This window comes from Dyella japonica DSM 16301, assembly GCF_001010355.1.
Taxonomy (GTDB): domain Bacteria; phylum Pseudomonadota; class Gammaproteobacteria; order Xanthomonadales; family Rhodanobacteraceae; genus Dyella; species Dyella japonica.
In genome coordinates this window covers 1-13,414 of the sequence record NZ_JPLA01000063.1, presented here as the reverse complement: position 1 = coordinate 13,414, position 13,414 = coordinate 1, and the positions used below count along the sequence as shown (strand labels likewise).

General features: G+C 62.9%; 9 protein-coding genes, 1 tRNA gene and 1 pseudogene. All 11 read right to left on the bottom strand.

What is annotated here, in order from left to right; genetic code table 11:
- Window positions 1-194, bottom strand: a pseudogene (gene rpsL / locus Y882_RS17800) (30S ribosomal protein S12); the annotation flags it as partial.
- Between the two features lie 178 nt (window positions 195-372).
- Window positions 373-4,587: a DNA-directed RNA polymerase subunit beta' gene (gene rpoC, locus Y882_RS17795; protein WP_046973301.1), complete on the bottom strand. Its 4,215-nt coding sequence runs from the start codon at window positions 4,585-4,587 to the stop codon at window positions 373-375.
- An 89-nt stretch (window positions 4,588-4,676) separates the two neighbouring features.
- Window positions 4,677-8,834: a DNA-directed RNA polymerase subunit beta gene (rpoB, locus tag Y882_RS17790; RefSeq protein WP_046973300.1), complete on the bottom strand. Its 4,158-nt coding sequence runs from the start codon at window positions 8,832-8,834 to the stop codon at window positions 4,677-4,679.
- A gap of 206 nt (window positions 8,835-9,040) precedes the next feature.
- Complete coding sequence (rplL, locus tag Y882_RS17785) at window positions 9,041-9,412, bottom strand: 50S ribosomal protein L7/L12 (protein WP_046973299.1); 372 nt, start codon at window positions 9,410-9,412, stop codon at window positions 9,041-9,043.
- Between the two features lie 46 nt (window positions 9,413-9,458).
- Complete coding sequence (rplJ, locus tag Y882_RS17780; RefSeq protein WP_046973298.1) at window positions 9,459-9,992, bottom strand: 50S ribosomal protein L10; 534 nt, start codon at window positions 9,990-9,992, stop codon at window positions 9,459-9,461.
- 341 nt (window positions 9,993-10,333) lie between these two features.
- Window positions 10,334-11,041 (bottom strand): 50S ribosomal protein L1, encoded by a 708-nt coding sequence (gene rplA / locus Y882_RS17775; protein ID WP_046973297.1) that lies wholly within the window; start codon window positions 11,039-11,041, stop codon window positions 10,334-10,336.
- 3 nt (window positions 11,042-11,044) lie between these two features.
- Window positions 11,045-11,473 carry a 50S ribosomal protein L11 gene (rplK, locus tag Y882_RS17770; protein WP_046973296.1) on the bottom strand — a complete coding sequence of 143 codons (429 nt, stop codon included), beginning with the start codon at window positions 11,471-11,473 and terminating at the stop codon, window positions 11,045-11,047.
- A 272-nt stretch (window positions 11,474-11,745) separates the two neighbouring features.
- Complete coding sequence (nusG, locus tag Y882_RS17765; RefSeq protein WP_046973295.1) at window positions 11,746-12,306, bottom strand: transcription termination/antitermination protein NusG; 561 nt, start codon at window positions 12,304-12,306, stop codon at window positions 11,746-11,748.
- 9 nt (window positions 12,307-12,315) lie between these two features.
- Window positions 12,316-12,711: a preprotein translocase subunit SecE gene (gene secE / locus Y882_RS17760; protein ID WP_046973294.1), complete on the bottom strand. Its 396-nt coding sequence runs from the start codon at window positions 12,709-12,711 to the stop codon at window positions 12,316-12,318.
- Window positions 12,712-12,792: 81 nt separating this feature from the next.
- Window positions 12,793-12,868 (bottom strand) — tRNA-Trp (locus Y882_RS17755).
- Between the two features lie 147 nt (window positions 12,869-13,015).
- On the bottom strand, window positions 13,016-13,414 hold a 399-nt coding region (locus Y882_RS17750; RefSeq protein WP_046973293.1), incomplete at its 5' end, for an EF-Tu C-terminal domain-related protein.

Sequence of the window (13,414 nt, the reverse complement as noted above, 5' to 3'; positions counted from 1 at the left end):
CTGATGACTTCGTAGCCGTTCGTCAGGCGCACCTTGGCGACCTTACGCAGCGCCGAGTTCGGCTTCTTCGGGGTGGTGGTATAGACGCGCGTGCAGACGCCACGACGCTGCGGGCTGTTCTGCAAAGCCGGCGAAGCACTCTTGTAGGTCTTCGGGCTGCGGGATTTGCGAACCAACTGGTTGACTGTCGTCATTGAAGCTGTTCCTGAGAAACATAAAGGCAGACCGAACCGGCTCGGTCTGCCAAGAAGCGGGAATTTAACATGGGCAGCCTGTCACAGACAAGCTGACGCCCTGCCGGCCTTGGCCCGAACACGAGGCGCATTCCTTGCGCCTCTTTTCGTATGTCAGCGAGTAAAGCCCGGTAAGGGCTTACTCCACACCAATGTCGCTACCGGTGGTGGCTTCTGCGAAGGAAGCCGACGAAGCGGAGCCGGAGAGTGTTTCGAGCTCCGAGGCGGTAAGACCGCCCTGGCGATGACGCGCTGCGTGATACGCCAGACCCGTACCAGCCGGAATAAGACGGCCGACAATAACATTTTCCTTCAAGCCACGCAAGGTATCGCGCGTGCCGCGGACCGCAGCTTCCGTCAGGACTCGGGTGGTTTCCTGGAAGGAAGCCGCCGAGATGAAGGATTCCGTGGCCAGCGAGGCCTTGGTGATACCCAGCAGGACCGACTGGAACTCCGCCGGACGCTCACCGCGGGCGATGGCACGATCGTTTTCGCCGTTGATGCGAACACGCTCGACCTGCTCACCACGCAGATAGTGGCTCTCGCCCGGATCGGTGATCTCAACCTTGCGCAGCATCTGGCGAATGATCGCTTCGATGTGCTTGTCGTTGATCTTCACGCCCTGCAGACGGTAGACGTCCTGGATTTCCTTGACCAGGTAGGCGGCCAGCGGCTCGACACCCAGCAGGCGCAGGATGTCGTGCGGGCTGGGCTCGCCGTCCACGATGGTTTCGCCCTTCTCCACGTGCTCGCCTTCGAACACGATGACCTGACGCCACTTGGGAATCAGCTCCTCGTGCTCGTTGCCGTCCACGTCCTTGATGATCAGGCGCTGCTTGCCCTTGGTGTCCTTGCCGAAGCTGATCACGCCCGAGCGCTCGGCCAGGATCGCCGGCTCCTTGGGCTTGCGTGCTTCGAACAAGTCGGCCACGCGCGGCAGACCACCCGTGATGTCGCGGGTCTTGGAGGTTTCCTGCGGGATACGGGCAACCACGTCACCCACGCCCACCTGCGCACCGTTCTGGATCGACACGATGGCGCCGGCCGGAAGCATGTACTGCGCCGGCACGTCGGTGCCCGGCAGCTTCAGCTCGCGACCCTTGGCATCTTCCAGACGCACGATCGGGCGCAGGTCCTTGGCGGCCGTACCACGGCGCTTCGGATCGGTCACCACCGCCGACTCCAGGCCGGTCAGTTCGTCGGTCTGGCTCTGCACGGTGATGCCATCGATGAAGTCGATGAAGCGCACCGTACCGGCCACTTCCGACACGATCGGATGGGTATGCGGATCCCAGTTGGCCACGGCCTGGCCAGCCTTGACCGGGTCGCCGTCCTTGACGGCGATGGTGGCGCCGTAAGGCACCTTGTAGCGCTCGCGCTCGCGGCCGTTGGCGTCGATGACGCTCACTTCGCCCGAACGCGACACCGCCACCAGGTGACCCTGGTTGTGGTGCACGGTCTTCAAGTTGTTGAACTTCAGCGTGCCGGTGGTCTTCACCGTCACGTTGTCCACGGCAGCCGCACGGGAAGCCGCACCACCGATATGGAACGTACGCATGGTCAGCTGGGTACCCGGCTCACCGATCGACTGCGCAGCCACCACACCCACGGCCTCACCCATGTTCACCAGGTGACCACGGGCCAGGTCGCGGCCGTAGCACAGGGCGCACACGCCATGATCGGCGGCGCAGGTGATGGGCGAGCGCACCTTGACCGACTGCACGCCGGCCTTGTCGAGCTTCTCGACCAGGGCTTCGTCCAGCAGGGTGTCGCGGGTGACCAGCGGCTCGTTGTCTTCGCCCGGGCCGTAGACGTCTTCCAGCGCCACACGACCGAGCACGCGGTCGCGCAACGGCTCGACCACGTCGCCGCCTTCCACGATCGGCTGCATGGTCACGCCATTGTCGGTGCCGCAGTCGTCGAAGGTGATGACCACGTCCTGCGCCACGTCGACGAGACGACGGGTCAGGTAACCGGAGTTAGCCGTCTTCAACGCCGTATCCGCCAGACCCTTACGGGCACCGTGGGTGGAGTTGAAGTACTGCAGCACGTTCAGGCCTTCGCGGAAGTTCGCCTTGATGGGCGTCTCGATGATCGAGCCGTCCGGGCGAGCCATCAGGCCGCGCATACCGGCCAGCTGACGAATCTGAGCGACCGAACCACGGGCGCCGGAGTCCGCCATGATGTACAGCGAGTTCATCGACTTCTGGTTGACCGTCTTGCCTTCGGCATCGGTGACCTTCTCGGTACCGATACCGTCGATCATGGCCTTGGCGACCAGTTCGTTGGTGCGCGACCAGATGTCGACGACCTTGTTGTAGCGCTCGCCGGCGGTGACGAGACCGGACTGGTACTGCTCCTGGATCTCGACCACTTCCTTCTCGGCCTCTTCCAGGATCGGCTTCTTCTCGTCGGGGATGATCATGTCATCGATGCCGATCGAGATGCCCGCACGGGTGGCGAAGCGGAAGCCGGTGTACATCAGCTGGTCGCCGAAGATCACCGTGTCCTTCAGACCCAGGCGGCGATAGCACTGGTTGATCAGGCGCGAGATGTTCTTCTTGGTCAGCTCGGTGTTGGCCAGCGCGAACGGCAGGCCTTCGGGCATGATTTCGAGCAGCAGCGCGCGACCCACGGTCGTGTCCACGATCGAGGTCTGCTCGGTGCGGTTGCCGTCTTCGTCGATCTGCACCTGGTTGATGCGGACCTTGACCTTGGCATGCAGCTCGACCGCACGGTTGTCGTAGGCGCGGCGGACTTCGCCGATGCCCGAGAACACCATGCCGTTGCCCTTCGCGTTTACCAGCTCGCGGGTCATGTAGTACAGGCCAAGGACGACGTCCTGGGTCGGCACGATGATCGGCTCGCCGTTGGCGGGCGACAGGATGTTGTTGGTCGCCATCATCAGGGCGCGCGCTTCGAGCTGCGCCTCGATCGAGAGCGGCACGTGGACAGCCATCTGGTCACCGTCGAAGTCGGCGTTGAACGCCGTACACACGAGCGGATGCAGCTGGATGGCCTTGCCTTCGATCAGCTTGGGCTCGAACGCCTGGATGCCGAGACGGTGCAGCGTAGGCGCACGGTTGAGCATCACGGGATGCTCGCGGATCACCTCTTCGAGGATGTCCCACACCTGGCCTTCTTCGCGCTCGACGAGCTTCTTGGCGGCCTTGATGGTGGTGGCTTCGCCGCGAGCCTGCAGCTTGGCGAAGATGAAGGGCTTGAACAGCTCAAGCGCCATCTTCTTGGGCAGGCCGCACTGGTGCAGGCGCAGGGTCGGACCGACCACGATCACCGAACGACCGGAGTAGTCCACGCGCTTGCCGAGCAGGTTCTGGCGGAAGCGGCCCTGCTTGCCCTTGATCATGTCGGCCAGCGACTTCAGCGCGCGCTTGTTCGTGCCGGTGATGGCACGACCGCGACGGCCGTTGTCGAGCAGCGCATCGACCGATTCCTGCAGCATGCGCTTTTCGTTGCGCACGATGATGTCGGGCGCATTGAGTTCGAGCAGGCGACGCAGGCGGTTGTTGCGGTTGATGACGCGGCGGTACAGGTCGTTCAGATCGGACGTGGCAAAGCGGCCGCCATCGAGCGGCACCAGCGGACGCAGATCCGGCGGCAGCACCGGCAGCACGGTCAGCACCATCCACTCCGGCTTGTTGCCGGATTCGAGGAAGGCTTCGATCAGCTTGACGCGCTTGGTGAGGCGCTTGAGCTTGGTCTCGGAATTGGTCGAGCCGATCTCTTCCTTGAGGCGAATCACTTCGCCCGGCAGGTCGAGCGACTTGAGCAGCTCATAGACGGCCTCGGCACCCATGCGGGCGTCGAACTCGTCACCGTGCTCTTCGACGGCTTCCAGATACTGGTCTTCGCTGAGCAGCTGGCCGCGCTCGAGCGCAGTCAAACCTGGATCGATCACCACGAAGGCTTCGAAGTACAGGATGCGCTCGATGTCGCGCAGGGTCATGTCCAGCATCAGGCCGATGCGCGAGGGCAGCGACTTGAGGAACCAGATGTGCGCAGTCGGCGAGGCCAGTTCGATGTGGCCCATGCGTTCGCGGCGCACCTTGGCCAGCGTCACTTCCGTGCCGCACTTTTCGCACACGACGCCGCGGTGCTTCATGCGCTTGTACTTGCCGCACAGGCACTCGTAATCCTTCACCGGACCGAAGATGGCGGCGCAGAACAGGCCGTCACGCTCGGGCTTGAAGGTGCGGTAGTTGATCGTTTCCGGCTTCTTCACCTCGCCGTACGACCACGAGCGGATCAGCTCCGGCGAAGCCAGAGCGATCTTGATCGCATCGAAGTCAGGCGCGGTGCGCTGCTGGTTGAACAGATTGAGCAAGTCTTTCATGGATGTCTCCGAAGATCGGGAATAGGTAATGGAGAATCAGGAATCGGGAGAACGAGGAACGAACGTTCGTTCCTCGTTCCCGCCTCAACTCACTTCACTTCTTCCAGATCAATATCGATACCGAGCGAGCGGATTTCCTTCACCAACACGTTGAAGGATTCCGGCATGCCCGCTGCCATCTCGTGGTTGCCGTCGACAATGTTCTTGTACATCTGGTTACGGCCCTGCACGTCATCGGACTTCACCGTCAGCATTTCCTGCAGGGTGTAGGCCGCGCCGTAGGCTTCCAGTGCCCAGACTTCCATTTCGCCGAAGCGCTGGCCACCGAACTGCGCCTTACCACCCAGCGGCTGCTGCGTGACGAGCGAGTACGGACCAGTCGAACGCGCGTGCATCTTGTCGTCGACCAGGTGGTTGAGCTTCAGGTAGTGCATGTAGCCCACGGTGACCGGGCGATCGAACGCTTCGCCGGTACGGCCGTCGTACAAGGTGGTCTGACCCGATTCCGGCAGATCGGCGAGCTTGAGCATCGCCTTGATCTCGGTTTCCTCGGCACCGTCGAACACCGGGGTGGCCATCGGCACGCCTTCCTGCAGGTTGTTGGCCAGGGCGAGGATTTCCTCGTCGGTCAACGACTTCAGGTCGACATGCTGCACGGCGCCGGCGACGTGGTGGTTGTACACCTGGTCGAGGAACTCGCGGATCTGCGCCACCTTGGCCTGCGCTTCGAGCATCTTCTGGATCTTCTTGCCCAGGCCCTTGGCGGCCCAGCCCAGATGCACTTCCAGAATCTGGCCGATGTTCATACGCGACGGCACGCCCAGCGGGTTCAGCACGATGTCGACCGAGGTACCGTCTTCGGAGAACGGCATGTCCTCCACCGGCACCACGTTGGACACCACACCCTTGTTACCGTGGCGACCGGCCATCTTGTCGCCCGGCTGGATGCGGCGCTTCACGGCCAGGAACACCTTGACCATCTTGAGCACGCCCGGTGCGAGGTCGTCGCCCTGGGTGATCTTGCTCTGCTTTTCCTTGAAGCGCTTGTCGAACTCTTCCTTGTGGCGCTTGATCTGATCGGCTGCGCGCTCGAGGAACTCGGTGACGTCCTCTTCCTTGACGTTGACCTTGAACCAGTCGTCCTTCTTCAGGCCGTCGAGGTAGGCGTCGGTGATTTCGGCGCCGCGCTTGAGACCGGCCGGACCGCTCATCGCGGACTTGCCGACGAGCTGGGTGCGCATACGGTTGTAGATCGCGCCTTCGAGGATGCGGAACTGGTCATCAAGATCCTTGCGGATACGCTTGATTTCCATTTCCTCGATCTGCTTGGCGCGCTTGTCCTTCTCGATGCCGTCGCGGGTGAAGACCTGCACGTCGATGACGGTGCCGTCCATGCCCGGCGGCACGCGCAGCGAGCTGTCCTTCACGTCGGACGCCTTCTCGCCGAAGATCGCGCGCAGCAGCTTCTCTTCCGGGGTCAGCTGGCTTTCGCCCTTGGGCGTGACCTTGCCGACCATGATGTCGCCGGCCTTCACTTCCGCACCGATGTACACGATGCCGGACTCGTCGAGGCGTGCCAGCGCCTGCTCACCCACGTTCGGGATGTCGGCGGTGATTTCCTCGGCGCCCAGCTTGGTGTCACGCGCGATGCACGACAGCTCCTCGATGTGGATCGAGGTGTAGCGGTCTTCCTGCACGACGCGCTCGGAGAGCAGGATCGAGTCTTCGAAGTTGTAGCCGTTCCACGGCATGAAGGCGATCAGCATGTTCTGGCCGAGCGCGAGCTCGCCCAGGTCGGTCGACGAACCGTCGGCCAGCGTGTCGCCCACTGCCACGATGTCACCCACGTTCACCAGCGGACGCTGGTTGAGGTTGGTGTTCTGGTTGGAGCGGGTGTACTTGGTCAGCGTGTAGATATCGACGCCGGCGTCGTTGTCGCCAACTTCGGTTTCGTTCACGCGCACCACGATGCGGGCCGCATCGACCTGGTCGATCACGCCGCCGCGCTTGGCGGTGACGATGACGCCCGAGTCACGCGCCACGGCGCGCTCGATGCCGGTACCCACCAGCGGGGTCTGCGAACGCAGGGTCGGCACGGCCTGACGCTGCATGTTCGCGCCCATCAGTGCGCGGTTCGCGTCATCGTGCTCCAGGAAGGGCACGAGTGCGGCTGCCACCGACACCGTCTGCATGGGCGAAACGTCCATGTAGTCGACTTCAGCGGACGGACGCAGCTCGGACTCGCCACGGAAGCGGCAGGACACGAAGTCTTCGACGAACGCGCCATCCTTCAACGGCGAGTTGGCCTGCGCGATCACGTGATCGCCCTCTTCGATCGCCGACAGGTAATCCACCTGGTCGGTGACCTTGCCGCCCACGACCTTGCGGTACGGCGTCTCGAGGAAGCCGTACTGGTTGGTGCGCGCGTACACGGCGAGCGAGTTGATCAGGCCGATGTTCGGGCCTTCCGGCGTTTCGATGGTGCAGACGCGGCCGTAATGGGTCGGATGCACGTCGCGCACTTCGAAGCCGGCGCGCTCGCGCGTCAGGCCGCCTGGGCCCAGCGCCGAGACGCGACGCTTGTGCGTCACTTCCGACAGCGGGTTGTTCTGGTCCATGAACTGGCTGAGCTGCGAGGAGCCGAAGAACTCCTTCACCGCGGCCGCGACCGGCTTGGCGTTGATCAGTTCCTGCGGGGTCAGACCCTCGGACTCGGCCAGCGACAGGCGCTCGCGCACGGCGCGCTCAACGCGCACCAGGCCGATGCGGAAGGTGTTCTCGGCCATTTCGCCGACCGAACGCACGCGACGGTTGCCCAGGTGATCGATATCGTCGACGGTGCCATGACCGTTCTTGATGTCGATCAGCACCTTCAGCACGTCGAGGATGTCCGAGCGATCGCCCTGTGCGGCGACCAGCTTCTGGGCTTCCTCTTCCTTGCGGTCGGTGAAGTAGCGCTTGTCGTACAGCACGCCCGGACCGACGATCTCCTGACGGCCCACGCGACGGTTGAACTTCATGCGACCCACGGCCGACAGGTCGTAGCGGTCGAAGGTGAAGAACAGGTTGTAGAACAGGTTCTGCGCGGCATCCTTGGTCGGCGGCTCGCCCGGACGCATCATGCGATAGATTTCCACCAGCGCCTCGAGCGGCGTCTTGGTGTTGTCGATGCGCAGCGTGTGCGAGATGTAGGCGCCGCGGTCAAGGTCGTTGACGTACAGCGTCGGCACGACTTCGATACCGGCCTTGCGGAAGTTTTCCAGCTGCTCGGCGGTGATTTCGTCGTTGGCCTGGGCCAGCAGTTCGCCGGTCTTGGGGTCGACCATGTCGATCGCCAGGATGCGGCCGACCGGGTAATCGTCCGGCACTTCCAGCGCGGTGATGTTTTCCGCGGCCAGCTGGCGCACGTGGCGCGCCGTGATGCGCTTGCCGGCTTCCACCAGCACCTTGTCGCCGATGGTCAGGTCGAAGGTCAGCGTTTCACCGCGCAGACGCTCGGCAACGAGCTCCAGCGTGGTACCGCCCTTCTTGCCCAGGTGGAACACGTTGTGCTCGAAGAAGATGCCGAGCATCTCTTCGTTGGTGTAGCCCAGCGCGCGCAGCAGCACCGTCACCGGCAACTTGCGGCGACGGTCGATACGGGTGAACAGCGCATCCTTCGGGTCGAACTCGAAGTCGAGCCACGAACCGCGGTAAGGAATCACGCGGGCCGAGAACAGCAGCTTGCCCGAGCTGTGCGTCTTGCCGCGGTCGTGATCGAAGAACACGCCCGGCGAACGATGCAGCTGCGAAACGATGACGCGCTCGGTGCCGTTGATGATGAAGGTGCCGGTGTCGGTCATGAGCGGAATTTCGCCCATGTAGACTTCCTGCTCCTTCACGTACTTGACGGCCTTCTTCGACGCCGGGCTGTCCTTGTCATAGATGACCAGGCGCACGGTGACGCGCAGCGGCGCGCCGAAGGTCATGCCGCGGTTGCGGCACTCGCGTTCGTCAAAGGCGGGCTCGCCCAGACGATAGTCGACATACTCAAGCGCGGCGTTGCCCGAGTAGCTAACAATCGGGAACACTGACTTCAGCGCGGCGTGGAGACCCTTCTCATCGCGCTGCTTGGGAGCGACGTGCTCCTGCAGGAACTCGCGATACGAATCGGTCTGGATGGTCAGCAGGTTCGGCACGCCCAGTACAGGGGGACGCTTGCCGAAATCCTTGCGGATGCGCTTCTTCTCGGTAAACGAGTAGGTCATGGTGGGTACCGCCTCGGTTGTGTATTCGATGAATCGGGAGTCGGGAATAGAGAATCGGGAATAGAGAATCGAAAGCTACCCACCTTCAAGGGCTGCTTCCTAATTCCCTATTCCCCATTCCCTGCCTACAACAGGCAAAGCCCGGGGGCTTACGCCCCCAGGCTTGCTTGACGCTAGATCAAACTGACGGCGCGCAAGAGCGCCAATTACTTCAGTTCGACCGTGGCGCCGGCAGCTTCGAGGTCCTTCTTGAACTTCGCAGCGTCTTCCTTCGAAGCGGCTTCCTTCACGACGCCACCGGCTTCGGTCAGGTCCTTCGCTTCCTTCAGGCCCAGGCCCGTGATGGCGCGGACGGCCTTGATCACGTCGACCTTCTTGTCGCCGGCGCTCTTGAGGATCACGTCGAACTCGGTCTGCTCTTCAGCAACCGGGCCGGCAGCGGCCGGGCCGGCGGCCATCATGACCGGGGCGGCGGCGGTGACGCCAAACTTCTCTTCGATGGCCTTCACCAGGTCCATCACTTCCATCAGCGACTTGGCGGCGACGGCTTCAACGATCTGTTCGTTGGTCAGGGACATTTTCATTTACCTCTGGAAATTGATTCGAATGGAACAGTCAACGAACTTAGGCGGGCTCGGCTTCGGCCGGGGCTTCGGCGGCGACTTCGCCACCACCCTGCTGATCGGCCAAAGCCTTGACGACGCGGGCAAACATGGTGGCCGGCTCGGCCAACACACGTGCCAACATGGCCAGGGCCTGCTCGCGGGTCGGCAGCGAGGCCAGCACTTCGACATGGGAGGCGGGGTGCAGCTTGCCTTCCACGGCGACGAGGCGTGCCTTCAGCTTGTCGTTGCCCTTGGCGAATTCCTTGATCAGGCGACCGGCTGCGCCGGGCTCCTCGGTCGAGAATGCGTACAGCAGCGGACCGGTCAGGGCGTCTTTGACGACCTCGAACTCGGTACCGACGACGGCGCGCGAAGCGAGCGTGTTCTTGACAACCTTCAAGAAAACGCCGGATTCACGAGCCTTCTTGCGCATCGCGGTCATCTGTTCGACCGTGGTGCCTGCATACTCGGCTGCGACCAAGGAGTGAGCCTTCGCGGCAACTTCTGCCAGTTCGGCGACTACTTCTTGCTTCTGAGAGAGATTCAGAGCCATATCACTCCTCCTAAAATGGAACTCCGCTTACGGCTCCTGCCGCGTGCGGTCCTGAGCGACGCCGTCCGTGACGTCGGGGATCGCGAGATCCCGGGTGGTGGCCTTTCCAGAAAACATTCCAGAAGGGGCATCACCATCTACGCAGGCCAGATTCGCTAACGAACCCGATTAAGCGAACCCGCTTGCAACGACGGCGGTTCCTTGCCAACACGAGCTCCCTGCTCGTCGTCGTCGCGCGCTGATCGCGCCTGCGGTCTTTGACGGCGGCCACGGCGTGAAGCCATGGCTACCTTCAAAAACTTGCCCATGCCGGCACTGAGACCGGCACGGGACTTGAACTCTTACTTGGTCGACACCGTCAGGGTCGACACTTCGACCGGCACGCCAACGCCCATGGTGGACGACAGCGCGATCTTCTGCAGGTACTGACCCTTGGCGGTCGACGGCTTGGCCTTCAGCAGGTCGTTGACCAGGGCGTTCAGGTTGTCCGCCAGCTGGGCAGCGTCGAAGCTGGCCTTGCCGATGGTGGCGTGGATGATGCCCGCCTTGTCGTTACGGAACTTCACCTGGCCGGCCTTGGCGTTCTTCACGGCCGTGGCGACGTCGGCGGTGACCGAGCCGTCCTTCGGGTTCGGCATCAGGCCACGGGGGCCCAGCAGCTGACCGAGCTTACCGACCACGCGCATGGCGTCCGGCGTGGCGATCACGCGACCGAAGTCGAGATCGCCAGCCTGCATGCGCTCGGCCAGGTCGTCCATGCCGACGGCGTCGGCACCGGCGGCCTTGGCGGCCTCGGCCTTCTCACCGGCCGGCACGAACACGGCGACCTTGATGGTCTTGCCGGTGCCGTGCGGCAGCAGCGAGGAGCCGCGCACGCCCTGGTCGGACTTCTTGGCGTCGATGCCGAGGCGGACGGAAACGTCCACGGACTCGGCGAACTTCGCCTTGGCGTTGTCCTTGACGATCTTGAGGGCTTCATCCAGGCCGTAAACCTTGCCCGGCTGCACTGCGGCCTGAGCCGCCTTCATACGCTTCGTGAGCTTTGCCATGTCTTAACCCTCCACCACAAGGCCCATGCTGCGGGCGCTACCGGCAATGGTGCGCACCGCGGCGTCCAGATCAGCAGCCGTGAGATCCGGCTCTTTCTGCTTCGCAACGTCTTCGAGCTGCTTGCGGGTGATCTTGCCGACCTTGTCGGTGTTCGGCTTGGGCGAACCCTTGGCGACGCCCGTGACCTTCTTGATCAGGATCGTGGCCGGCGGGGTCTTGGTGATGAAGGTGAAGCTACGGTCGGAATAGGCCGTGATGATGACCGGGATGGGCATACCCGGCTCCATCTTCTGCGTGGCGGCATTGAACGCCTTGCAGAATTCCATGATGTTCAGGCCGCGCTGACCGAGGGCGGGGCCCACCGGCGGCGACGGGTTGGCCTGACCGGCCTTGACCTGCAGCTTGATATAGCCAGTTACTTTCTTTGCCATTGGATTTTCCTCGCGAGTTCAAGCGCCTTGCGGCTCCTCGCAGTGCTGTCGTTCCCTGAAAGAGGAAGGCCCGCCATCCCGCGAACCCCAGAAACACGGACACGCCGGGGCTAAAATCCCAGCGTGAACCGCATAATATATAGATTGATCAGTTTTTAAGCAAGCCCCGTGCCGCTGAGGGCATCGGCGGGTTTAACTGGCAAGTCGGGCATCCAATCCCCTCGCAAGCCGGTGAGGCGTAGAGCAGAGCCCGTGCCTATTGTCGAAAAGGCCTAGGCCTTTTCGACCTGACCAAACTCCAGCTCGACCGGGGTCGAGCGACCGAAAATGAGCACCGCGACGCGCAGGCGGCTCTTTTCGTAATTGACTTCCTCGACCACGCCGTTGAAGTCGTTGAACGGACCTTCGGTGACGCGAACCATCTCGCCCGGCTCGAACAGCACCTTGGGCTTGGGCTTCTCGACGCCTTCGCGAACGCGGCTGAGGATCGCATCGGCCTCGGAGTCGCGGATCGGCAGCGGGCGATCGGCAGTACCGCCGATGAAACCCATCACCTTGGGCGTTTCCTTGACCAAGTGCCAGCATTCGTCGTCGATGCGCGGCGCCTTGCCCTCGGTGTCCGTCTCGATCTGCACGAGAACGTAGCCCGGGAAGAACTTACGCTCGCTGCGGCGCTTCTGGCCGCCACGCATTTCAATCACTTCTTCGGTCGGCACCAACACTTCGCCGAACTTTTCTTCCATGCCGGCGCGACGGATCCGCTCATCGAGCGACCGCTTCACCTGGTTTTCGAAGCCCGAATAGGCGTGCACCACATACCAACGCTGACTCATGCCATCACCTCACGTACCGAGCTTGAGCAGCCAGTCGAGCACGACCGACTTCAGGATCAGGTCAATCAGGCCCAACAGCAGCGAGAGGACGACCACAACCACCATGATGATGCCGGTGGTCTTGAGCGTCTCGTCGCGGGTGGGCCAGACCACCTTGCGCATTTCAAATTGCGATTCGCCAAGGAAGGCGCGCACGCGTCGGCCCGGGGCGGTAAACGCACCGATGGCCAGCGACAGGACCAGCGCGACGACCACGCCCAGCAGTCGCACCGACTGCGGGATGGAACCGTCACTGCCGAACCACGAATACGCAAAAATGCCGGCTGCCAGCACGATGACGGCCAGCACCAGCTTGGCGATATCGGCGCCAGAGGCGCCCTTGGTCGATTCTGCCTTCGTATTCATGCGACGTGATCGGATGATAGAGACATCGACCGGATTACGGTCTGCATGCCATCCACCACCCGTCGTGGATCCTCGGGAAGATGGCACGCCAGGAGGGACTCGAACCCCCAACCTGCGGTTTTGGAGACCGCTGCTCTGCCAATTGAGCTACTGGCGTATGAAATAAGGGAAAAGTCGCTCGCTTTGCTCGCTGTGAGGTCGCGCCTTTGGCGCTGTAAAGGGGGAAGCGGTTCGGACCCAGGCCCTTCCCTTTCACCCTTTACTCTTCACAGCCCGCACGGCGGGCGACTTCCCAGTGTACTACTTACTTGATGACCTTGGCCACCACGCCGGCGCCGACGGTGCGGCCGCCTTCGCGAATGGCGAAACGCAGGCCTTCGTCCATCGCGATCGGGTGGATCAGGCTGACCACCATCTTCACGTTGTCGCCCGGCATCACCATTTCCACGCCTTCCGGCAGCTGGCAGGCGCCAGTCACGTCGGTCGTGCGGAAGTAGAACTGCGGGCGGTAGCCCTTGAAGAACGGGGTATGACGGCCACCCTCGTCCTTCGACAGCACGTACACTTCGGCTTCGAAGTCGGTGTGCGGGGTGATCGTGCCCGGCTTGGCCAGCACCTGGCCACGCTCGACGTCGTCACGCTTCAGGCCGCGCAGCAGCAGACCGGCGTTGTCGCCTGCCTGGCCCTGGTCCAGCAGCTTGCG